17 protein-coding genes are annotated in these 21,403 nt (G+C 69.5%); 15 read left to right on the plus strand and 2 right to left on the minus strand.

From position 1 onward, the window contains the following. The first annotated feature begins 2 nt into the window (after positions 1-2). From D9V41_RS03635 to D9V41_RS03650, 4 genes are read left to right on the plus strand one after another with little or no spacing between them, the layout of a single operon-like run. Positions 3-398 (plus strand): TadE/TadG family type IV pilus assembly protein, encoded by a 396-nt coding sequence (locus tag D9V41_RS03635; protein WP_243697144.1) that lies wholly within the window; start codon positions 3-5, stop codon positions 396-398. Further along, entirely contained in the window at positions 395-796 is a 402-nt protein-coding gene (locus tag D9V41_RS03640) for a TadE/TadG family type IV pilus assembly protein (RefSeq protein ID WP_121793176.1), read from the plus strand. Before D9V41_RS03635 ends, D9V41_RS03640 begins: the two co-directional genes overlap by 4 nt. Continuing rightward, complete coding sequence (locus D9V41_RS03645; protein ID WP_133434104.1) at positions 793-1,233, plus strand: TadE/TadG family type IV pilus assembly protein; 441 nt, start codon at positions 793-795, stop codon at positions 1,231-1,233. The genes D9V41_RS03640 and D9V41_RS03645 overlap by 4 nt, the downstream gene beginning before the upstream one ends. Further along, positions 1,230-3,923 carry an AfsR/SARP family transcriptional regulator gene (locus tag D9V41_RS03650; RefSeq protein ID WP_121793178.1) on the plus strand — a complete coding sequence of 898 codons (2,694 nt, stop codon included), beginning with the start codon at positions 1,230-1,232 and terminating at the stop codon, positions 3,921-3,923. Before D9V41_RS03645 ends, D9V41_RS03650 begins: the two co-directional genes overlap by 4 nt. A 115-nt stretch (positions 3,924-4,038) precedes the next feature. On the opposite strand, the gene D9V41_RS03655 is transcribed toward D9V41_RS03650, so the two are convergent. Next, positions 4,039-8,490: an FtsK/SpoIIIE domain-containing protein gene (locus D9V41_RS03655; RefSeq protein WP_121793179.1), complete on the minus strand. Its 4,452-nt coding sequence runs from the start codon at positions 8,488-8,490 to the stop codon at positions 4,039-4,041. A 78-nt stretch (positions 8,491-8,568) separates the two neighbouring features. On the opposite strand from D9V41_RS03655, the gene D9V41_RS03660 reads away from it, so the two are divergent. The 5 genes from D9V41_RS03660 (at position 8,569) to mnmA (ending at position 12,927) form a co-directional block, all read left to right on the plus strand. After that, on the plus strand, positions 8,569-9,108 hold the full coding sequence (locus tag D9V41_RS03660) for a hypothetical protein (protein WP_133434105.1): 540 nt from the start codon (positions 8,569-8,571) through the stop codon (positions 9,106-9,108). Beyond that, positions 9,102-9,968 (plus strand): hypothetical protein, encoded by an 867-nt coding sequence (locus D9V41_RS03665; protein ID WP_121793181.1) that lies wholly within the window; start codon positions 9,102-9,104, stop codon positions 9,966-9,968. The genes D9V41_RS03660 and D9V41_RS03665 overlap by 7 nt, the downstream gene beginning before the upstream one ends. A 118-nt stretch (positions 9,969-10,086) precedes the next feature. Next, positions 10,087-10,380 carry a WXG100 family type VII secretion target gene (locus D9V41_RS03670; RefSeq protein WP_121793182.1) on the plus strand — a complete coding sequence of 98 codons (294 nt, stop codon included), beginning with the start codon at positions 10,087-10,089 and terminating at the stop codon, positions 10,378-10,380. Positions 10,381-10,636: 256 nt separating this feature from the next. Further along, a complete protein-coding gene (locus tag D9V41_RS03675; RefSeq protein ID WP_121793183.1) occupies positions 10,637-11,833 on the plus strand; it encodes a cysteine desulfurase family protein in 1,197 nt (398 codons plus the stop codon). After that, positions 11,830-12,927, plus strand: coding sequence for a tRNA 2-thiouridine(34) synthase MnmA (mnmA, locus tag D9V41_RS03680; protein ID WP_121793184.1), 1,098 nt, complete (start codon positions 11,830-11,832; stop codon positions 12,925-12,927). The genes D9V41_RS03675 and mnmA overlap by 4 nt, the downstream gene beginning before the upstream one ends. Before the next feature lie 171 nt (positions 12,928-13,098). On the opposite strand, the gene D9V41_RS03685 is transcribed toward mnmA, so the two are convergent. Then, positions 13,099-13,626, minus strand: coding sequence for a GNAT family N-acetyltransferase (locus D9V41_RS03685; protein WP_208006724.1), 528 nt, complete (start codon positions 13,624-13,626; stop codon positions 13,099-13,101). 231 nt (positions 13,627-13,857) lie between these two features. On the opposite strand from D9V41_RS03685, the gene D9V41_RS03690 reads away from it, so the two are divergent. The 6 genes from D9V41_RS03690 (at position 13,858) to gatB (ending at position 21,371) form a co-directional block, all read left to right on the plus strand. Further along, on the plus strand, positions 13,858-14,787 hold the full coding sequence (locus D9V41_RS03690; protein WP_121793185.1) for a uroporphyrinogen decarboxylase/cobalamine-independent methonine synthase family protein: 930 nt from the start codon (positions 13,858-13,860) through the stop codon (positions 14,785-14,787). A 53-nt stretch (positions 14,788-14,840) separates the two neighbouring features. Further along, positions 14,841-16,964: an NAD-dependent DNA ligase LigA gene (gene ligA, locus D9V41_RS03695; RefSeq protein ID WP_121793186.1), complete on the plus strand. Its 2,124-nt coding sequence runs from the start codon at positions 14,841-14,843 to the stop codon at positions 16,962-16,964. Between the two features lie 64 nt (positions 16,965-17,028). After that, on the plus strand, positions 17,029-18,084 hold the full coding sequence (locus tag D9V41_RS03700; protein WP_121793187.1) for a hypothetical protein: 1,056 nt from the start codon (positions 17,029-17,031) through the stop codon (positions 18,082-18,084). Positions 18,085-18,094: 10 nt separating this feature from the next. Continuing rightward, positions 18,095-18,397 carry an Asp-tRNA(Asn)/Glu-tRNA(Gln) amidotransferase subunit GatC gene (gene gatC / locus D9V41_RS03705; RefSeq protein WP_121793366.1) on the plus strand — a complete coding sequence of 101 codons (303 nt, stop codon included), beginning with the start codon at positions 18,095-18,097 and terminating at the stop codon, positions 18,395-18,397. Then, positions 18,394-19,872 (plus strand): Asp-tRNA(Asn)/Glu-tRNA(Gln) amidotransferase subunit GatA, encoded by a 1,479-nt coding sequence (gene gatA / locus D9V41_RS03710; protein WP_121793188.1) that lies wholly within the window; start codon positions 18,394-18,396, stop codon positions 19,870-19,872. The genes gatC and gatA overlap by 4 nt, the downstream gene beginning before the upstream one ends. Continuing rightward, a complete protein-coding gene (gene gatB, locus D9V41_RS03715; protein ID WP_121793189.1) occupies positions 19,869-21,371 on the plus strand; it encodes an Asp-tRNA(Asn)/Glu-tRNA(Gln) amidotransferase subunit GatB in 1,503 nt (500 codons plus the stop codon). The genes gatA and gatB overlap by 4 nt, the downstream gene beginning before the upstream one ends. Positions 21,372-21,403: the final 32 nt, after the last annotated feature.

Here is a 21,403-nt window from a genome sequence, read left to right on the forward strand (position 1 = left end):
CCGTGCCGCGCGACAGGCAGCGACGCGAAGAGGGCGCCAGCCCGATCGAGCTGGTGCTCTACATGCCGCTGCTCATGCTCGCCATCATCGCGACGGTGCAGTTCGCGCTGATCTACCTGGGCAACCAGGCGGCGTCCGCCGCAGCGCGCGAGGCGTCGCGAGTGGCTCGAGTCACCGGCGACTTCCCGGCGGCCGAGCAGCGGGGTCTCAGCTACGCCCGCGATCTGGGCCGCGGCGTGTTGACCAACGCGACGGTCACCATCGAACCGGTCGGCGACACGCTGGTGCGTGCCACGGTGAGCGGCAACGCACCCCGGCTCGTTCCGATGTTCCCGGCGCCGACGGTCACCGAAGAGGTCCAGGGCCCGCTCGAACAGTTCCGGGAGGATGTGCCATGAGACGTCGTGGCGAGCGGGGATCGATGTCCGTCGAGGTCGTGCTGATGTTCCCCATCCTCATCGCCTTCACCTTGCTGGTGGTGGCCGGCGGCCGCTACGTGACGGCACGCGTCGACATCGAGGCCGCTGCGCGCGATGCGGCACGCGCGGCATCGATGGAGCGCACCTACCCGGCGGCGCAGAACGCCGCCCGGAGCATCGCCGCGTCATCGCTCAGCGGCGCGTCGGACTGCCAGGTCGCCGAGCTGAGCGGGAACTTCCGCTCCGGTGGCGTCGTGGACGTAACGCTCAACTGCGAGGTCAGCAACCGCGGGCTGGAACTCATCGGGTTGTCGGGAACCTACCGGCTCAGCGCCTCGGGCAGCGCGCCGATCGACACCTATCGGAGGACCGGATGATCCGTCATCGCCCTGATCGGCACATGGAACGCGGCGCCGCGACGGTCTTCGTCGTCGGCATGTCGATCGTGCTGCTCGTCTGCGCCGGGCTGGTCGTGGACGGCGGCATGGGTATCGCCGCCCGCATGCGCGTCGCCGACGACGCTGAACAGGCGTCCCGCGTCGCTGCCGACTCGATCAACCTCGAGCTGCTGCGCGAGACCGGCGAGATCGCCATCAACCCCGCCCTGGCCCGGCAGCGCGCCGAGAGCTATCTGATGGACCGGGGGTATAGCCCCGGACGCTTCGAGGTCCTTCCGGCCAGCGATCAATCAGTGCGTGTCGAAGTGCGCGGTACCAGCGAGACCTATCTACTGAAACTGATCGGCATCAACTCCTACGAGGTCGCGGCACGAGCCACGTCCTCACCGCAGACTGGACCCGAGGGGGAGTCATGACACCCACCACGCCCGAACAGACCCGGGAGCCCGAGTCCACCGACCCCACCCGGTTCGCCCGCCGCGTCGCGGCGACACAGGCCGCGCCGCAGCGCAGCATCGGGGAGACGGTCGGTGCTGCCGTGGCGGTCCTGGCCATCGTCGTCGGCGTCCCGGTGGTGTTGATCGCGCTGGCCGGACCGCCGCCGATCCCCACCGGTGTGCCGTCGGTGCGCGACGCCGTACGTCAGTTGAGTTTCGAGGATCTCGTCGGCGTCCTCGTCGCGGTGGTGTGGTTGGCGTGGTTGTACTTCGTGGTCTGTCTCGCCGTCGAACTCGTGGCCACCTTGCGCGGTGGCATCGCCCGGAAACTGCCGCTCGCCGGGCCGATGCAGCGACTCGCTCGTGCGCTCATCGGTGCGCTGCTGCTCACCGGCGTCGTGGCCGGGCCCGCGCAGGCCGTATCCGCCAGTCCCTCGGTCGCGCCCGCCGCGCCGAGCATCGTCGCGACGACGCTCAGCGACGCGCAGGAGACCATCGCACAGGTGGACGAAGCCGAGCGGCAGGCGGAGGCCGCCCAGCTGGCTGACACCGAGGTCCCGGCGGGCGAGCTGCAGGGACGCAAGGTGTACACCGTGCAACCGCCCAACAACGGCTACTACGACAATCTCTGGGACATCGCCGAGCGTCACCTCGGCGACGGCCGGCGGTACCACGAGATCTACGAGCTCAACAAGGACCGCGTCCAGCCGGACCACGGGCGGCTGGAACTCGCCCGGTTGATCCAGCCCGGCTGGCAGCTCGTGATGCCCGATGACGCCGTCGCCGTGCCGGTGGTGAGCGCTGAAGCTCCGGCGACGCCCGCCCCCGTGCCGACGGACGCGAATGTGGGTGTCGACAGCGAAGCGGCCGCCGATGCCGTGGAGGGCCGTGACGTCGCGGGCGTCGGCCTGCTCGCCGCCGGCGTGCTGGGCGCGCTGTTGGTGCGCCGGCGCCGGGCCCTCGGGCGCCGTCCCGATGACGACGCTCTCGATGCCGAGGCCACGTTGCTGATCAAGGCCTCGCCCGAGCGCTCCGAACATCTGGCGCGTGCGCTGCGACTGCTCGCACAGCAATGCCGCGAGCAGCGGACGGCGCTCCCGTCGGTGTACGCCGCATCGGTCGATGACGACGCCGTCGAGCTGTGGCTTTCGCCGCCCTCGAACGAGGTCGTGCCGACATGGGAATCGGTCGACGACGGAGCTCGCTGGCGCATGAATATCGCGGATGTCGGCGACGTCGAGTCGGACGGTAGCGCGGTGCCGTACCCGGCGCTCGTCTCGCTCGGCGTCGACCCGGACGGTCGGGACGTCCTGCTCGACGTGGAGGCGGCCGGGGGCGTCATCGCGATCACCGGCGACAGCGTGCAAGCACGCCATGCCGCGACGGCCATCGCCGTTCAGGCGGCCACGTCGCCGTGGAGCGAGGCGGTGTCCGTCACCGCCGCCGGCGTCCCGGCCGACCTGGAGCAGATCGCTCCTGAGCGGCTGCACGTCACCCGCGATGTGAGCGCAGAACTGCACTCGGTCCGAGCGCGAATCGACGAGTGGCGCGGTGATGTGCTGACCGGCCGACTGCGTCGTCGTGGGTCGGGCTCACGGCTGCTCGTCTGTGCCGACGGCGTGGACGAGACACAGGCGGAGGCGCTGCGCGACGTGGTCGGACCCCAGCGGCAGGCGTTCTCCGTGGTCGTCGCAGGTGAGGTTCGAGGGGCGCGCTGGCAGTTGTCGATCGACGAGCACGGGGCGCTGCGCGCTCCCTTGCTGGATCTCACGGTGGACGCCAACAGGGTCACCGACGGTGAGGTCACCGCGCTGCTGGAGTTGTTCGACGCCGCCGCGTCGTCGACCGAGGACACCACCGGCGACGCCGAACTCGGCTTCCTCGCCCCCAGCCGCCTGCAGTCGGACCTGGACTGGAGCACCGCTCAGCGGCGGGTCGGCGTGCTCGGACCCATCGGACTGCGTGGGGTCGAGGCCATCGATGCGCAGCGCATCGACCAGGTGACCGAGATCGTGGTGCACCTTGCGCTGCATCCCGACGGCGTCCACCCGCACGCGCTCGCAGCCGCGGTGTGGCCGCGGGGGGTTCCGGCCGACGTGCGCGATGCGGCGATCGAGCGCGCCCGTGAGGTTCTGGGCGCCGACCATGACGGCGCGTACTTCTTGCGCGAGGGCGACGACGGGCGATTGACCCTCGCGCCCGGCGTCCTGGTGGATTGGGACGTGTTCCGGAGCCTCGTGGCTCAGGCCCGCCAGAGCGGGGGCCGGGAGAAGGAGATCGACCTGTTGCGGCGGGCACTCGCACTGGTGCGGGGCGAACCGTTCGCCGAGGCGCCAGCGGGTCGCTACGCCTGGGTGGCCTATGAGGACCTGCGGCGGCAGATGGCCGTTCTCGTCGCCCGCACCGCCGTGCGTCTGTGTGCGCTCGTCGACGGCGATCCGGAGACGACCAGCTTCGCTGCGTCCGCGGGCCTGCGGGCCGTTCCCGGCCATCAGGGTCTGTGGCGTGAGCTGCTGCGCGCCAGCTACGCGGCAGAGGGAGTCGCCGGGGTGCGCCGTACCACCGACCAGATGGCCGAGGCGTTGCGCGCAGTGCCGATCGAGGCCGAGACCGAAGCCCTCCTCGACGAATTGGTGCCCAGCGAGCAGTCTCTTCCCGAGAGCGGCTGACGTCGCGGCAGTGGGCTTCGATACCGTCGCGGGCGGTGGGGACGCGTCCGTCGTCGTGTGACGTACGAACGCTGTCCCACCGCCCTGCCTCGTTGGGGCGCGACGTTCGACGAACTCACTCCGCCGTCGGCACCTGCAGTGTCCGAAGGACCCCGTCGCCGAGGTGGGCCAGCACCCGACCGGCCTGTGCCTGCTGCCCGATCGAGCTGCGCGGGATCCGCACGCCGATGAGCTCGCTGTCGGTGGAGGACTGTGCGGCGGTCACGACACCTTGGCGCCCCTTCATGTCCACCTGCCAGCCGCTGAAGCCGCTGCCGATCTCGCTCGAATCGCCCCCGATGACGATCGCTCGGCCGAGGTCGGCCGCGCGGCGCTGGAGCGACTTCAGGTAGTCCTTCGCCGGGATGTCCTTGAGCAGTTCGGCGTCGTCCACGATCAGGACGACGTGTCCATCACCGTCCATGAGCGGGGCCAGCGTCGCTTCGTCCAGATCCGTGTCAGTGAGCACCGCGCGAACCCCTTCGCGTCCCTCCAGCGCGCGCAAGGGGGAGGGGCGCGGCGTGGCGACCACGAGTTCGGCCCCGCCGCGCAGCAGGGATTCGGCCAGCGACAGCAGCACGGTGGAGCGGCCCGAGCGCGGCGGTCCGCCGACGATCGCGACCGGAGTACGAGCGAGGTCGAGGCCCAGAGCGGTGAGCTCGTCGCCGCCGACGCCCGCGAGCGCCCACAACGGCGGCAGCGGATCGGGCTCGACGAGGCGCAGGGCTTCGTCGACGGTGATGCGGGTGGGCAGCACGTCGACGCGGAAGGGACGCTGTTCCCGGGGTACGGAGGCGTGGCGGTCGCGCGCCGCCGCGGCCATGGCGCGCAGCGCGGCACCTTGGGACTGACCGCCCGGGTCGCCGTCGAGCAGCGCGATCTGCAGCTCGATCCCGGACTCGGAGCGGAACGCCCGCCCGTCGGGGATCTCCTCGGGCATCGTGCGCGGCTGCAGTCCCAGCAGCGACCAGTCCGCTCGGTCGGGCAGACGCAGGCCGATCTTGTTCTCGAGCAGCGAGCCCATCCGGGCGTTCACGAGCTGCCGGTCGCCCGTGATGATCAGGTGCAGACCTGCCGAGGCGCCCTCGCGCAGGAACGTGAAGATCTGATCCTGCAGCGCACCGTTGTCGGCATCGGCCAGGGCGCCGAGGAATCCCTCCCACCGGTCGATCATGAACACGATGTGCGGCGGGCGTTCGGCGACATCGTCGGCGGCGCGAAGCTCGTCGAGGTCCGCGTATCCGCTCGCGGCCAGCAGCTCCTGGCGTCGGCGCAGCTCGGCCGAGAGCCGAGCGAACAGCCGGTTCGCTCGGTCGGGCTGGATGCGCTGTACCACGGCACCGCAGTGCGGGACGTCGGCGAGCGGGAGCAGAGCGCCGTTACCGCAGTCGAGCGCGTACAGGTGCACGTCGGCAGGGCTCGTCAGCTCGGCGATCGACCCGGCGATCGCGCGGAGTGCCTGCGATCGGCCCGAGCGCGGGCCACCGACGACCGCCAGATGCGAGAAGTCCGCCAGATCGATCGTGGCAGGCCGTCGCGCCTGCTGCGCCGGAATGTCCTCCATCCCGAAGGGCAAGGCGGCGATGTCGCCGCGGGAGGCGGTGGTCGGCTGGGCGAGGAGCTCGCTGAGCCGCACGTCCGTCGTCAAGGCCGGGAGCCAGGGGCTGTGCTGCTCGGGGATGCCGAGGGCGCCGTTCGCCTCACGGATCGCGCTGACGAGCACCGTGAGGTCGGTGATCTCCGCGTCGTCGGTCACCTCGACCTTGGGTTTGACGGGAGCGGGCTGCGGCAGCGCGTGAAGCTCCAGCCTGGTGATCCAGGGGGCGGCCGCCTGCGCATTCGCCACGCCCGGGCGTCGACCGCCGACGCGCCCGGACTGGAACGGCACCAGACTGTTGGCCCCGAGCCGCACGTAGGCGCGGCCTGGTGTGCTCTTGGCGATCTTCCCGGCGTCAGGCGCATCGATGACATCGTTGCTCTCGGAGGCGTCGGTGACGCGCAGCGCGATCCGCAGGTTGGTGTTCGCGCGGATCTCGGGGGAGACCACTCCCGACGGTCGCTGCGTCGCCAAGATGAGGTGGATCCCGAGCGAACGGCCGCGCTGGGCGATGTTGACGAGTCCTGCGACGAAGTCGGGCAACTCGCGAGCGAGCGAGGCGAACTCGTCGATGACGATCAGCAGGCGGGGGATGGGCGCGAGTTCGGGGCGTTTGGCCTGGAGGTCGACGTAGTCCTCGAGGTCCTTGGCGCCCGCGTCGCCGAGCAGATGCTCGCGCCGGGTCAGTTCGGCGCCCAGAGACACGAGCGCCCGTTCGACCAGGTGGGTGTCGAGGTCGGTGACCATGCCGACGGTGTGCGGCAGATCGACGCAGTCCTTGAAGGCGGCACCGCCCTTGTAGTCCACCAGGACGAAGGTCATCCCGTCGGGACGGTTCGCCACCGCCAACGAGGCGACGATGGTCTGCAGGAGCTCGGACTTGCCGGCGCCCGTCGTGCCGGCGACCAGACCGTGGGGCCCGTCGCGGCGCAGGTCGATGGCGAACGGGCCGTCGAGTGAGACGCCCACGGTCGCCTCGGTGGAGCGCGGTTGCAGCAGCCAGCGAGTCCGGATCTGCTCGGGCGTGGGGGGCTCGATGCCGAGGACCTCGGTGAGCCGGGCGGCGGTCGGCAGGACGGCATCGTCGTCGCCACCGGAAATGTCGCGCAGAGGAGCCAAGGCGCGCGAGACCCGGTCGAGCCACTCGTCCTCCACGAGATCGGGCGTGATGTTGTCGACCACCGTGGTCCGTTGCTGCCGCAACGTGATGCCCTGCTGGGTCTCCACCACCACCGCGCTGGCTTCCTCGGGAAGTAACCGTTCGTCGCTGTCGAGGCAGATCGCATAGATCCCGAGCTTGGGGCCCTGCTTGAGCAGCGACACGACGCCCGGAAGCGAGCGCAGACGCCGGGCGCCGTCGAACACGACCACGATGTCGGGCGCCTGGAGCTTCGAGCCCACCTTGGAGGTCGCCTGCTGCCGGGCCGCCAGGATCGCCGACAGCTCGGCGACACGCCGAGCCGAGGTCTCGGTGTCGAGCCCGAGCGTGACGACGGTGTCCTGTCCCTCCTGGGGGCGGGCGTGCGGCAGCCAGCGCATCCATTCCCAGGCCGAAGCCTGCTCGCCGGAGGTGAGAACGTACAGCTGCGTGTCGTGCGGGCTCTGCAGGGTGGCGATCTGGGCGACCGCCCACATCGCCAGGCGACGGGGGAGGTCGTCGTAGCCGGCAATGCCGATCACGCCGCGGTCGCGTAGCGACACCGTGATCGGGACGTCGAACGCCGTGCGCTGGGAGCTGCGGCGGTGTTCCAGCTGATTCGGATCGTCGACCGTGACTTCCGACGGCAGGTCGCCCACGCCGAGCCGGAGCGAAAGGTAGTCCGGGTCGTCGGTCCGGCGCTCCCACAGCCGCGACCGCGGACCGTGCGCGATCAGCAAGGTGAGCGCCGGATCGGGCGCCTCGAGCCGCCGTGCCAGACGCTCGTCGACTACGGCCTGCTCGACGTCGGCCTCCACGTCGGCCTTCTTCTGGCGATACTCGGCGAGCTGCTGGCGGTAACTCGTCTTGCCCTGCTTCTTGCCCTGAATGTACGAACCGAGCAGCATCATCGGCGAGAAGACCGCCATCGTGAGCATGTACCAGCGCTGGAAGATCAGCGCGAGGCTCACGCCCATGATGATGGGCATCATCATGGTGAGCCACGGCAGGCCGCTGCGGCTCTGCTCCTTGGGCTCGGCAGGAAGGCGGAACTTGGTCTGTCGCTCGGGAGCCAGGAGCCGAGGCGGACGGTTGTAGTCGAGCCAGCCGGGCTCGGCCGACGGCTCGAGGGCCGCGTCGGGAGCGGTGACTTCCTCGAGTTCGAACAGGCTCTGACCGATCGCGAGCTGGGCGCCGACCGGCCAGTCCTGCGCCGACTCCTCCAGCGGGGCGCGGTCCAGCGACAGCGGTGAGTCGGCTAGCGGGAAGAGCTCGGCGAGGACCTCACCGGCGCCCTCGGTCGCGCGAACGCGCACGTGCCCGCGCGCATCGACCTCGACGTGGGCGACCACCGGCGGAATTCGGCCGTCGTCGAGCCGCACGGCACACGTGCGATCCGAGCCGATGGTCACCTCGCCCATGGAGAGCCGGTGCACGGCGCCGGCACCCGGGCCCGCGACCACGCGCAGTTCGACGAGCCCCTCGGGCTCGTCGACGATCGAGGCGGCGGGATCGCCGAGCGACAGCAGCGACCCGACCGTGATGCCCGACTCGGCGAACGGTTGAGCCGGATCGAGCGGCTCACCACGCAGGTAGACGTCGGTCGCTGCGCTGGTCACGCGGCCTTGCCTGCGGGCATCGAGGGAAACCACGCTCGCACTGGCGGTGGCTTCGCCCATGGCGGTCAGGACCTGATCGATCACATCACTGACCGGAGTCGAGTCCTCCGCGTCGATCAACAGATCCCGTGCGGCACCGACACGAGTATTGACCACGGTGATCTCGACACGCATGCGCCCAGCATACGGTTGCGCGGGCCGCGCCGACTGCCAGAATTCGACGCAGGAGCGGGAGACGCTAGGCTACTCGCCATGAGCACACGCGGGGGACTCGCGGCGCGCAGCAGTGTCGCCTGGGCAGTTGTCGGACTCGCACTGCTGGCAGGTTGCGGATCTGAGGAGTCCAACATCCTCGATGACACGCCGCCCTCGACCACGGCGGCGCCTACCGCCGACGAAGAAGCGGTGATCGAGCAGTACGAGCGATACTGGGAGATCCGCATTCAGGGCCAGTCGGCGGGGGAGCTTCCGGCCAACGCGCTCGACGGTGTTGCTGTCGGCGCGGCGTTGGAAGGCCAGTACGCCGTGATCGCGCAGAACCAGCAGAGTGGGCTTCGCCGTGTGGGGGAACCCACGCTCACTGATTTCAGCGCCGACGTTGACGGGGATACCGCCACGGCATTTGTCTGCGTCGATGACAGTGAATGGGGCGCAGAAGTGAACGGGGAGCCCGTCGAACAGCCTCCGGGCGGCCTCAGTGCTCACGCCGCGACATTGGAGCGCCAAGGCGATACCTGGCTGGTGACCGCCGCGGTCGATGACGAGACGATTCTTGCGGAGAAGAAATGCTGAAACGTCTGCTGCAGGGTGCGAGCCTGATCGCCCTCATCGGGGGCTTCTTGATGGTCTCAGCGGCCTCCGCGTCGGCGGAGTGCGCGGAATACGGCTACGTTCAAACGCCCGACGGACTGGTTTACACCTGCATTGTCCACGAGCCGGGCACGGGTGGTCCCGGCGGAGGTAATGGGGGAGGTGGCCCTGCCCCGACTCCGACGTGCACGTTCGAGGGGATCTGGAACCAGTTCTGCAGGGGTGAGAAAGCCTGCTACATGTTTGACCCTGCGCATTTGCAGAATCCGGAAGCCGCCGGGGTGGGCCCGAAGCCCGAAGACGCTAACCATCTCGTCTATATCAGCTGCAAGGCACCGGGACAGGAACGAGAGGACCAGTACCTCTGGGACTCCGAACTGGACGAGGAACAAGGTCCATCCCTCGCGGATCGAGTGTTCGCCGCGCATGGTCTCTTACAGCTTCCCGGTGTCGATGTGAACTTCAACCCGCCGACCCGGACACTGGTGAATCTGGACACCTGGTGGTGGGCGGAGGGCCTCCCGGCCGGTGAGATCGTGGGTCCCCCCGCGTATGGTTTGCGGGCTATTGCGACGCCCGAGACCATGACAGTCGAGACGGGTGACGGCTCGCGCCTCGAGTGCCGGCTGGTGACGTCCCGTTCAGACGAATGCCGCTCCGCCTACCGCAGAGCCGGCGACTACACCGCGACCATGACCGTCGAATACAGCGTGCGCTTCGAGGACGGAGGCAACCTGGTCGACGTTCCGGATGCGCTGTCGGGTCTGCTGACGGCCTCGGCCTCGGGAACCGCGACGGTGCCCGTGCGCGAAGTGCAAAGCCTCGTCACTGACCTCGGTTAGTCCGGGTTAGCGGGTGACGAGAATGATTCGGATTAGGTACAGTCGTGCTGACCGTGGCTGATCCGATCGCCGGCCGGCAGTCGGGGGGAGCCGAACCTCAGACAAAGGGGCTGAACCTATGGCAAATGTGAACGTCACCTATGAAGAGATGCGTAGTGCTGCGACTCGTCTCAAGAGCGGCCAGAACGAGATCGAGGGCACCCTCGATCAGCTCAAGTCGCTTGTCCAGGAGCTGGTGAGCAGCGGCTACGTGACCGACAAGTCCTCGAAGGCGTTCGACGCCTCCTACGAGGACTTCAATCAGGGTGCGCGGCAGGTCATCGAAGGACTCACCGGCATGGGTGAGTACCTCAACACCGCGGCTCAGACGCTGGAAGACACGGACGAGCAGCTCGCCGCTGGCCTTCGCTGAGCCTGACTCCGTAGACGAGGGTGCCCCGCCGACAGGCCGGGCGCCCTCTGTCGTGTGGGTGGGTCGTTGCTGCCTGCAGGTCCGCTCCGCGACGTCGGGAAACGTCGCCGGCACCAGCGCGAGACGTCCTCGTTCATCGATGAGGACGCGCCGCAGACGCGGCGCGGCGAGACCATGACAGCACGACAACCGGCCAGCGTCCCCGGCTGACCGGTACGACCATCCCCCCAGGCCCGTGACGTACGCTGGAAACGCTATGGACGTCGCCCGTTCTTATCTCGATCACGCCGCCACCACCCCGATGCTGCCCGAGGCCATCGAGGTGATGTCGCGCGAGCTGGGACGGGTGGGGAACGCCTCGTCGTTGCACGCGTCCGGCCGTGCTGCCCGCCGGGTCGTGGAGGAGTCGCGTGAGTTGATCGCGGAGCGGCTCGGAGCCCGCCCGTCCGAGCTCGTGTTCACCTCCGGCGGCACCGAGGCCAACAATCTCGCGATCAAGGGCCTGTTCTGGGCCCGACGTTCGCCGGAGCGCCAGCGCATCGTCTTCAGCTCGATCGAGCACCACGCACTTCTCGATCCGGTCACGTGGCTCGCCGCCCACGAAGGCGCACGGATCGACGTGACGCCGGTCGATCGACAAGGCCGCATCCAGCTCGATGCACTGCACGACGCGGTCGAGCAGAATCCCGCCGACATCACGGTGCTCACCACCATGTGGGCGAACAACGAGATGGGCACCATCCAGCCGATTCGTGAAGTGGTGGAGCTGGCGCGCGCCCACGGCATCCCGGTGCATTCGGATGCCGTGCAGGCGGCGGGGTACGTGCCCTTGGACTTCACGAGCAGCGAACTCGACGCGATGACCGTCACGGCTCACAAGCTCGGCGGTCCGGTCGGCGTCGGCGCGCTCGTCATCAAGCGCGACGTGACGCCGACGCCGCTACTGCACGGCGGGGGACAGGAGCGCGATCTGCGCTCCGGCACCGTCGGCGTCGCGCTCATCGCGGCGTTCGCGAAAGCACTCGACGTGACCGTCGCACGACAGGCTGAACAGGCGAGCCGGATCGAGCGCCTGCGGCAGCGGCTCGTCGACGGCATCACCCGCCTCGTCCCCGACGCCGTCGTCAACGGTGATCCGCACTCCGGCCACGACCACCGGCTGCCCAATATCGCCCACGTGACCTTCCCCGGCTGCGAAGGCGACGCCATGCTGATGCTCTTCGACGCGCAGGGCGTCGAGGTGTCGACCGGGTCGGCATGTGCGGCCGGAGTGCCGCAGCCCAGCCACGTACTACTCGCGATGGGCTTCGACGAGATCGCCGCTCGTGGGTCGTTGCGCTTCAGCCTCGGCCACTCCTCGACGGAGGCCGACGTCGACCGCGTCCTCGAGGTGCTTCCCGCCGTTCACGAACGCGCGCGGGCTGCGCGCCTGGTTCGCGGAGGGACGCGATGAGGGTCATCGCCGCCATGTCCGGCGGAGTCGATTCGGCTGTGGCGGCCGCCCGCGCGGTCGAGGCCGGGCACGACGTCACGGGCGTTCACCTGGCCCTGAGTCGCAACCCCCGCTCGTACCGTTCCGGCGCGCGGGGCTGTTGCTCGATCGAGGACGCCGGTGACGCCCGACGCGCCGCTGACACGATCGGTATCCCCTTCTACGTGTGGGACATGAGCGACGAGTTCGCCGACGAGGTCGTCGAGGACTTCATTGCCGAGTACACGGCCGGTCGCACCCCCAATCCGTGCTTGCGCTGCAACGAGAAGATCAAGTTCGCCGCCGTGCTGGACCGCGCGCTCGCGCTCGGCTTCGACGCGGTCGCCACGGGGCACTACGCCCAGTTGCGAACCGCCGGCGACGGCACGATCGAGATGCACCGCGCGCTGGACCACGGCAAGGACCAGTCGTACGTGCTCGGTGTGCTCACGCAGGAGCAACTGAAGCGCTCGCTGTTCCCGCTCGGCGGCGACACGAAGAACGTCGTCCGCGCCGAGGCGGAGCGCCGCGGTCTGCAGGTGGCGCACAAGCCGGACAGCCACGACATCTGCTTCATCGCCGACGGCGACAATGCCGGCTGGCTCAGCGAGAAGCTCGGACCCAAGCCGGGTCAGATCGTCGACGAGGACGGCCGCGTGCTGCGCGAGCACGAGGGGGCGTACCAGTTCACCATCGGTCAGCGGCGGGGACTGCGCCTCGGCGTGCCCGCCGACGACGGCAAGCCCCGCTTCGTCCTCGACATCGAGCCGGTGAGCGGCACGGTCACCGTCGGCCCTCGAGAGCATCTGCTCGTCGACACGTTGGAGTGCGTGCGACCGCTGTGGTGCGGGGCGTCCCCGACCGAGCCCCTCGAGTGCACGGTGCAGTTGCGAGCGCATGGGGCCGAGCACCGCGCCCGCGTGACCGTGCTCGACGACGATCGACTCCAGGTCGCGTTGCTCGATCCGGCCGACGGGATTGCTCCCGGCCAAGCGTGCGTCATCTACGACGGCACCCGAGTCGTGGGTTCGGGCACCATCAGCCGGACCGAGCGCGTCGCCGCCGCACGCTCCTGACATCGTCCCGACGTCCCGGAGTGCCACGGCACCGTCCCCTCGCGGTCCGCGAGTGGTGCACATTCGCGATGGAACCGGCGTTCCGACAGCGAAGATGCCCCACTCGCCGACGCGATTGCACCACTTGGCGGGGCCTCACGCCGCGGTTCACGGCGCGCCCTGCCGAGGCCGTCAGCTGAGCGGCTTCTCGAGCACGAGATCGTCCTCGATCCGCTGACCGACCTGGAAGCGGCGCTCGCCGACGACCTCGAAACCGTGCTTGGCGTAGAAACGCTGGGCGCGCTGATTCAATCCGTTCACCCCGAGCCAGACGCTCGCCGCGCCCTCCGCGGTGGCCCACGCGACCGTGTGCGTGAGGAGCGCGGCCGCAGTTCCCGATCCGTGCGCTTCCGGTGCGGCGTAACACTTGCTGAGCTCGACCGTGGGGCGGTGTCGGACGAGACGCGCCAGCTCTGGGTCGTACGGCTCGCCGGTCACGGCCAGCGTGTAGCCGGCCAGCCGTCCGCCGTCCTCGGCGACGAAGACTGCGCGCTCGGCGTCGGTCAGATACTCCGCGAAGCGTTCGGCCGACAAGTTCGCGGATACGAACGCGTCCATGTCCGCTTGTGACAGGTGGGGCGGACACGCGAGCGGGAACGTGAGTGCCGCGAGCGCAGCAAGCTCGGGCAGGTCGGCAGGTTCGGCGCGCCGGATCGTCACGCAGCGAGCGTAGCGAGCGCTCCGTGCTGCACCGCGAGTGGTGCCAATGCGTCAGCGACTGGTGCGAATTCGCGGCAGGAAGCGGCGGCAGATCGCGAATCTGCACCACTCGGCGTCCGCCGGCGTGCGGTGAACGGCGGGCTGCGCGGCAGGGAGCGGCGGCAGATCGCGAATCTGCACCACTCGGCGTCCGCCGGCGTGCGGTGAACGGCGGGCTGGGAGAATCGGGGTATGCGTGCGACTGGGGTGGGTTCGATGCCGGGGGAGGACTACCTCGAGACGCTCAAGGTGGTCACCGGTGAGCTGTCCGATCTCGCCTTCGTCCCCGAGCTGCCGGCCCGCGGCGCGGCCGCCGGAATGATCGGCCGGACGCTCGGGATCGTCTCCGAGCTCGCGATCGACCTCCAGCCCGCGGGCTGGCGACTCGCTCCCGGTGACGGCGTCGACCATCGCCGGTCCGTCTCGTTGCTCGCACGCGACCTCGACGCAGTCGAAGAGCATCTCGAGGAGTACGACGGCGCCGTCAAGCAACAGATCACCGGGCCGCTCACGCTGGCGGCCTCGGTCGCCCTTCCGCGCGGCGAGCGAGTGCTCGCCGACCACGGCGCGCGGCGTGACCTGGCCGGGGCCCTGGCCGAGGGAGTGCGAGAGCACCTCGCCGATCTTCGCCGACGGTTTCCCGGGCGCGAGCTCGTGCTGCAGATCGACGAACCGGGCATCCAGGCCGTGCTGACCGGCTCGGTGTCCACGTCGAGCGGATTCGGCAGGTACCGCACCGTCCACCCGCCCGAGGCGGACGCACTGCTGCGATCGGTCGTCGAGGCGGCGACGGACGCGGGCGCGACGCCCGTCGTGCACTGCTGCGCCGCTCACGTGCCGGTCGCGCTGCTCGCCGGAGTCGGCTTCGCCGCGATCGGTTTTGATCTGTCGCTCGCGCGTCCTGACGATGCGTGGGCCGAGGCGTTCGAGCAGGGTGTGGACCTGTGGCTCGGGTCCCTCGACGAGCCGGCGGTCGAGACGTTCATGCGGCGCTTGGGGTATGAACCGGCGTCCTACGGCGAACGCAGTGTGATCACTCCGCCGTGCGGCCTCGCCGGAAGCACGCCGGCGGAGGCTCGCCGCGCTCTCGCCGACGCACAACGTATCGCTGCACGCTTCTGACCCTCGCCGAGCGCGGCCGGTCGTTGTCCGTTGCTAGCGCTAATGTCAACCTCATGGCCGAGGACGAGATCGCCCACGACGAGGACGCGCTGCGCCAGCGCCATAAGGAGCTCACGGAGCAGCTGCACGAGCATCGCCAGCGTTACTACGTCGAGGACGCGCCCACGATCTCGGATGCCGAGTACGACGCGTTGATGCGGGAGTTGGAGGAGCTCGAGGAGCGACTTCCCGAGCTGCGCACCCCCGACTCACCCACGCAGACCGTGGGCGGGTACGCGTCCAGCAGCTTCGCGCCGTACGAGCATCGCGAGCGCATGATGAGCCTGGACAACGCGTTCAGCTCCGAGGAGCTGGACGCCTGGCACCAGCGCATCGTTCGCGAGGGGGCCGAGAGCGCCGATTTCCTCTGCGAGCTCAAGGTCGACGGCCTCGCCATTTCCCTCACGTACGAGAACGGTGTGCTCACCCGAGGCGTCACGCGAGGCGACGGCCGCATCGGCGAGGACGTCACCGGCAACGTCAAGACGGTCAAGGTCATCCCGCATCGGCTGGCCGGCTCCGACGACTACCCGGTCCCGGCCTACGTCGAGATCCGCGGCGAGGTCTACTTCCCGACCCAGGCTTTCGAGGAGTTCAACGCCGCCTGGGCCGAGTCCGGAAAGACCCCGTTCGCCAACCCGCGCAACGCTGCCGCCGGATCGCTACGCATGAAAGACGCCTCGGTCACCGCCTCGCGACCGTTGTCCATGGTGTGCCATGGCCTGGGCTACCGCGAGGGCTTCACCCCGGACCGGCAGTCCGAGGCGTACGCGGCGCTCAAGGCGTGGGGCCTGCCCACGAGCGATCGCGCCAAGGTCGTGGGCTCGATGGACGAGGTGCGCCAGTTCATCGAGTATTACCGCGAACACCGGCACGACGTCGAGCACGACATCGACGGCGTCGTCGTCAAGGTCGATCAGGTCTCCTTACAAGGCCGATTGGGCTCCACGTCGCGCGCGCCGCGGTGGGCGATCGCGTTCAAGTACCCGCCCGAGGAGGTCAACACCCGGCTGCTGGACATCCGGGTCAACGTCGGTCGTACCGGCCGGGTGACGCCCTACGGCGTCATGGAGCCGGTCAAGGTCGCGGGGTCGACCGTGGAGATGGCGACGCTGCACAACCAACACGAGGTCAAACGCAAGGGCGTCCTGATCGGCGACATGGTCGTGCTCCGCAAGGCCGGCGACGTCATCCCCGAGATCGTCGGCCCCGTCCCGGCTCTGCGCGACGGCTCCGAGCGCGAATTCGTCATGCCGACGCACTGCCCGGCGTGCGGCACCGAACTGCGTCCGGAGAAGGAGGGCGACGCCGACATCCGTTGCCCCAACCAGCGTTCGTGCCCGTCCCAACTGCGTGAGCGGCTCACGCACGTCGGCGGCCGGGGCGCCTTCGACATCGAGGTCTTCGGTTGGGAAGGGGCCACCGCGCTGCTCGATGCCGGGGTGCTCGTGGACGAGGGCGGGCTGTTCGCCCTCACCGAGGACGATCTCCTCAGAGTGCCCCTGTACACGAGGGCAGCCAAGCGGGCGGAGCGGCAGGCCGGGGCTCCCGAGCGTGTCCTCAGCGCGAACGGCGTCGCTCTGCTCGAGAATCTCGAGAAGGCCAAGAGCCAGCCACTGTGGCGGGTGCTCGTGGCCCTCTCCATCCGCCACGTCGGCCCCACGGCGGCCCGCGCGTTGGCGACCGAGTTCGGCTCGATGGACGCGATCCGTGCGGCGGGCGCCGAGCGGTTGGCCGCCGCCGAAGGGGTGGGCCCCACCATCGCCGAGGCCGTCGCCGAGTGGTTCACGGTCGACTGGCATCGCGGCATCGTCGACGCCTGGCAGGCCGCGGGGGTGCGCATGGAGGACGAGCGCGACGCGTCGGTGGAGCGGACGTTGGAGGGGCTCACGGTCGTCGTCACCGGTTCGCTCGAGCGGTTCACCCGCGACTCCGTCAAGGAGGCGATCATCGCGCGCGGCGGAAAGGCGTCAGGGTCGGTGAGCAAGAAGACCGACTACGTGGTCGTGGGCGACTCGCCGGGTTCCAAGGCCGACAAGGCCGAGCAGCTGGGTGTTCCGATCCTCGACGAGGAGCAGTTCGAGCTCCTGCTCGAGCAGGGGCCGCACGCACTGCAGGGTGATTCGACCTCTTCGTGAAATCGACCCACATCGTCCGCTCATTTTTGTATGGTGGGCGTATGGCGATCACGGGAGAACTCTGATGGATCCGCGCACGTTCGCGCTGGCCTACCGGCGCGACCCCGCGGTGCCGCGCTCATACGGCCCGCGGGTCGACAAGATGCTCGTCCGCCCGCGTGCCTATGCCCACGGCTTCGGTCGCGTCCTGCACGACGCGCTGACTGGCAGGCGGCTGCCCCGGCGCGACCAGTACCAGACCTGGGCGGTGAGATACACCAGCTGGCTCAACCAGGGCATGGGCGGCCTCGAACCGCAGATCGACGACTTGCTGGACGCCCTGGAATCGCCGGAGGACTTCACTCGGGTGTTCATGGAACTCCATTTCCATCGGCTCAACGCACCCGTGACGAGCTGGTGGGAGCCGCTGCTCTACGGTCCGGAGACGGCTGACGGGCCCGGCCCGAACGTGACCCGCGCTCGGTACGAACTCGCCAAGACCGCCATGGCGGTGATCCGATCTCGCGACGAGTGGGTCGAGCGCGGCATGTACTTCGATGCGGAACTCGACGAGTTGCGGCGGTGGTCGTTGGGCGCGCTCACCGAGATGGACGGCATGGTCGCGTTGCTGGAACTGAGCCAGCGCGTACCCGGCACGTACGTGCTCCCGGCGCCGCCGCAATTCGAGCACATGGCCGGCTCGGCGAATGTCGACCTCATCGTGGTCAACCGGCTGAACGGCTACCAGGTGCGCGGCGTGCAGCTGAAGACGTCGGGCGGGCACCGCCACCTCGGCCGCTACGACCACGAGCGGGTGACGCTCATCGACGGCAGCATCGACATGTTCAACGAACGGGCGATGCGGACGCGGCCGCTGCGCTCGGACAAGGACGTGGTGTCCTGGCCCGGGCTCGTGTCGGCTCACTACCTCGCCTCGCTGGTGCCGGGGCGCGAGACCGAACCCTGGGCCAGTCAGCCGGAGATCCGCCACGCGGCCGCTCTGGCCACCCGCGCCACCCAGTCGGTGGTGTCGCGCAATCAGCAGGTCTTCGACGCGTTGATCGAGCGCATCGAGGCCGACCTCGGCCCGGTCCCGAGGCAGATCGACGGCGAGGGGTCCGACGTCCCGCCCACTCACTAGGATGGAGGGCATGTCGTCTTCTGCGATCTCTCGTGACGACGTCGCCCACCTCGCGAGCCTGGCTCGCATCGACCTGTCCGACGACGAGCTCGACCGTCTGGGCGCGGAACTTCCCGCGATCCTCGAGCACGTCAAGGTGGTCCAGCAGGTGGCCGGCGACGATGTCCCGCCGATGAGCCATCCCATTCCCGTGGCGAACGTGTTCCGCGCCGATGTCCCGCGGCCGGGGCTGACCCCCGACGAGGCGTTGGCCGGAGCGCCGGCGAGCGAGGAGCAGCGCTTCCTCGTCCCACAGATTCTGGGAGAAGAATGAGTATCGACGTCACCACGGCCACCGCTGCCGCGCTCGCGGAGGCGCTCGCCGACGGCACGACCACGTCGACCGAGGTCACGCAGTCCTATCTGGACCGGATCGCCGGTGCTGACGACCAGCTCAACGCCTTCCTGCACGTCGACGCCGAGGGCGCTCTGGCCACGGCGCGTGCGGTCGACGCCCGCCGAGAGGCCGGCGAGCAGCTGGCCACGCTGGCGGGCGTTCCGATCGCGGTCAAGGACCTGATCGTCACCACCGGCCAGCCCACCACGGCGGGTTCCAAGATGCTCGAGGGGTGGGTCCCGCCTTACGACGCGACCGTCGTCACCCGTCTGCGCGAGGCCGGCCTCCCGATTCTGGGGAAGACCAACCTCGACGAGTTCGCGATGGGCTCGTCCAATGAGCACTCCGCGTACGGGTCCGCTCGCAATCCGTGGGACACCACCCGCATTCCGGGCGGTTCCAGCGGCGGCTCGGCCGCGGCGGTCGCCGCGTACGAGGCCCCGCTCGCGTTGGGCACCGACACGGGCGGCTCCATCCGCCAGCCCGCGGCGATGACCGGGATCGTCGGCGTCAAGCCGACCTACGGCGGGGTGTCGCGTCATGGGGTCATCGCGATGGCCAGCAGCCTCGACCAGGTGGGCCCGATGGCCCGCACGGTGCTCGACGCCGCGCTCGTCCATGAACTCGTCGCCGGCCACGACCCGCTCGACTCCACGAGCATCGAGCGTCCCGTGCCCGCGGTCGTCGAGGCGGCGCGGCGCGGCGATGTCGCCGGGCTGCGTATCGGAGTCGTCCGCGAACTCGGTGGCGAGGGCTTCCAGCCGGGCGTCCGCGCGGCCTTCGACCGTTCGGTCGAGCTGCTCGTCAAGGCGGGCGCCGAGGTCGTCGAGGTCAGCTGCCCGCACTTCTCGCACGGTATCGCGGCGTACTACCTGGTCATGCCGAGCGAGGTCAGCAGCAACCTCGCCCGTTTCGACGCGATGCGGTACGGCCTTCGCGTGATGCCGCACGACGGTGCGAGTGCCGAACAGGTCATGGCTGCGAGCCGTGACGCCGGTTTCGGGGATGAGGTCAAGCGCCGCATCGTGCTGGGCACCTATGCGCTCTCGAGCGGGTACTACGACGCCTACTACGGTTCGGCGCAGAAGGTGCGCACCCTGATCGCCCGCGACTTCGAGGCCGCCTTCGAGCAGGTCGACGTCCTCGTCTCGCCCACCGCTCCCACGACCGCCTGGAAGCTCGGCGCGAAGTCCGACGATCCGTTGTCGATGTACCTCGAGGACGTCGCCACCATCCCGGCGAACCTCGCCGGTGTGCCCGGGCTGAGTCTCCCGGTGGGGCTCGCCGACGACTCGGGCCTGCCCGTGGGGGTGCAGTTCCTGGCGCCGGCGATGGCCGATGACCGGCTGTACAACGCGGCCGCCGCCCTCGAACGACTCGTCGACATGCCGCGGCTGGAGGAGATCAAGTGAACGAGCGCAGCAGCACCCTCGTCCCCTTCGAGGATGCCCTCACGCGGTACGAGCCGGTGATGGGTCTGGAGGTTCACGTCGAGCTGAACACCGCCACCAAGATGTTCTGTGGCTGCGCGACCGCGTTCGGCGCCGAGCCGAACACGCAAGTCTGCCCGGTGTGCCTCGGCTTGCCCGGTGCCCTGCCGGTGGTCAACGAGAAGGCCGTGGAGTCGGCCATCCGGATCGGGCTCGCACTCAACTGCGAGATCGCGGAGTGGTGCCGGTTCGCCCGGAAGAACTACTTCTACCCGGACATGCCGAAGAACTTCCAGACCTCGCAGTACGACGAGCCGATCGCGTTCGACGGCTGGACCGAGGTCGAGGTCGACGGCGAGATCTTCCGGATCGAGATCGAGCGCGCGCACATGGAGGAGGACACCGGCAAGTCGCTGCACGTGGGCGGCTCCACGGGCCGCATCCACGGCGCGTCGCACTCGCTGCTGGATTACAACCGCGCCGGTATCCCGCTCATCGAGATCGTCACCAAGCCGATCGAGGTGCCGGGGGACAAGGCCCCGGCGGTCGCCCGCGCCTACGTCAATCACCTGCGTGATCTGATGCTCGCGCTCGGGGTCTCCGATGCGCGGATGGACCAGGGCTCGTTGCGTGCAGACGTCAACCTCTCGCTGCGGCCGTCCGGCACCACGACGTTCGGTACGCGCAGCGAGACCAAGAACGTCAACTCGTTCCGTTCGGTCGAACGGGCCGTCCGCTTCGAGGTCAGCCGGCACGCCGGCATCCTCGACGCCGGCGGGTCGGTCGTGCAGGAGACGCGACACTTCCACGAGTCCGACGGCAGCACGTCGGCGGGCCGGGAGAAGTCCGATGCCGAGGACTACCGCTACTTCCCGGAACCGGACCTCGCGCCCGTCGCCCCCTCGCGGGCCTGGGTCGACGAGCTTCGCGCGACGCTGCCCGAGCCGCCGGCGGAACGACGCAAGCGGCTGCAGAGCGAGTGGGGCTTTTCCGACCTGGACATGCGCGACACCGTCGGAGCCGGCGCGCTCGACCTCGTCGCGGCCACGATCGAGGCCGGCGCGTCACCGGCGGCGGCCAAGAAGTGGTGGCTGGGTGAGTTGGCCCGCCGCTCCAACGAGCAGGGCGTCGACATCGCCGCGCTGCCGATCACCCCGCAGCAGGTGGCCGAGATCCAGTCGCTGATCGACGCGGGCCGGATCAACGACAAACTCGCGCGCTCGGTCTTCGACGGGGTGCTCGCTGGCGAAGGCAGCGCAGAGGAGGTCGTGGCGGCACGTGGTCTGGAGGTCGTGTCGGACGACGGGGCCCTCAGCGCCGCCGTCGATCAGGCCATCGCCGACAATCCGGACGTTGCGGACAAGATCCGTGGCGGCAAGATGCAGGCGGCGGGCGCGCTCATCGGTGCCGTCATGAAGCAGATGCGCGGCCAGGCCGATGCAGCCCGCGTGCGCGAGCTCATCCTCGAGAAGCTCAGCTGACCGCCTTCCTTCAGCTCAGGTGGGACAGGACG

This window comes from Aeromicrobium phragmitis (assembly GCF_003674095.1).
GTDB classification, from domain to species: Bacteria; Actinomycetota; Actinomycetes; order Propionibacteriales; family Nocardioidaceae; genus Aeromicrobium; species Aeromicrobium phragmitis.

Coding starts and splice junctions, on each gene's coding strand:
- D9V41_RS03650 (WP_121793178.1), top strand. CDS start 1,230: ATGACACCCACCACGCCCGAACAGACCCGGGAGCCCGAGTCCACCGAC.
- D9V41_RS03700 (WP_121793187.1), top strand. CDS start 17,029: ATGGATCCGCGCACGTTCGCGCTGGCCTACCGGCGCGACCCCGCGGTG.
- D9V41_RS03690 (WP_121793185.1), top strand. CDS start 13,858: ATGCGTGCGACTGGGGTGGGTTCGATGCCGGGGGAGGACTACCTCGAG.
- D9V41_RS03655 (WP_121793179.1), bottom strand. CDS start 8,490: ATGCGTGTCGAGATCACCGTGGTCAATACTCGTGTCGGTGCCGCACGG.
- D9V41_RS03645 (WP_133434104.1), top strand. CDS start 793: ATGATCCGTCATCGCCCTGATCGGCACATGGAACGCGGCGCCGCGACG.
- D9V41_RS03670 (WP_121793182.1), top strand. CDS start 10,087: ATGGCAAATGTGAACGTCACCTATGAAGAGATGCGTAGTGCTGCGACT.
- D9V41_RS03665 (WP_121793181.1), top strand. CDS start 9,102: ATGCTGAAACGTCTGCTGCAGGGTGCGAGCCTGATCGCCCTCATCGGG.
- gatC (WP_121793366.1), top strand. CDS start 18,095: ATGTCGTCTTCTGCGATCTCTCGTGACGACGTCGCCCACCTCGCGAGC.
- ligA (WP_121793186.1), top strand. CDS start 14,841: ATGGCCGAGGACGAGATCGCCCACGACGAGGACGCGCTGCGCCAGCGC.
- gatA (WP_121793188.1), top strand. CDS start 18,394: ATGAGTATCGACGTCACCACGGCCACCGCTGCCGCGCTCGCGGAGGCG.
- mnmA (WP_121793184.1), top strand. CDS start 11,830: ATGAGGGTCATCGCCGCCATGTCCGGCGGAGTCGATTCGGCTGTGGCG.
- D9V41_RS03660 (WP_133434105.1), top strand. CDS start 8,569: ATGAGCACACGCGGGGGACTCGCGGCGCGCAGCAGTGTCGCCTGGGCA.
- D9V41_RS03640 (WP_121793176.1), top strand. CDS start 395: ATGAGACGTCGTGGCGAGCGGGGATCGATGTCCGTCGAGGTCGTGCTG.
- D9V41_RS03675 (WP_121793183.1), top strand. CDS start 10,637: ATGGACGTCGCCCGTTCTTATCTCGATCACGCCGCCACCACCCCGATG.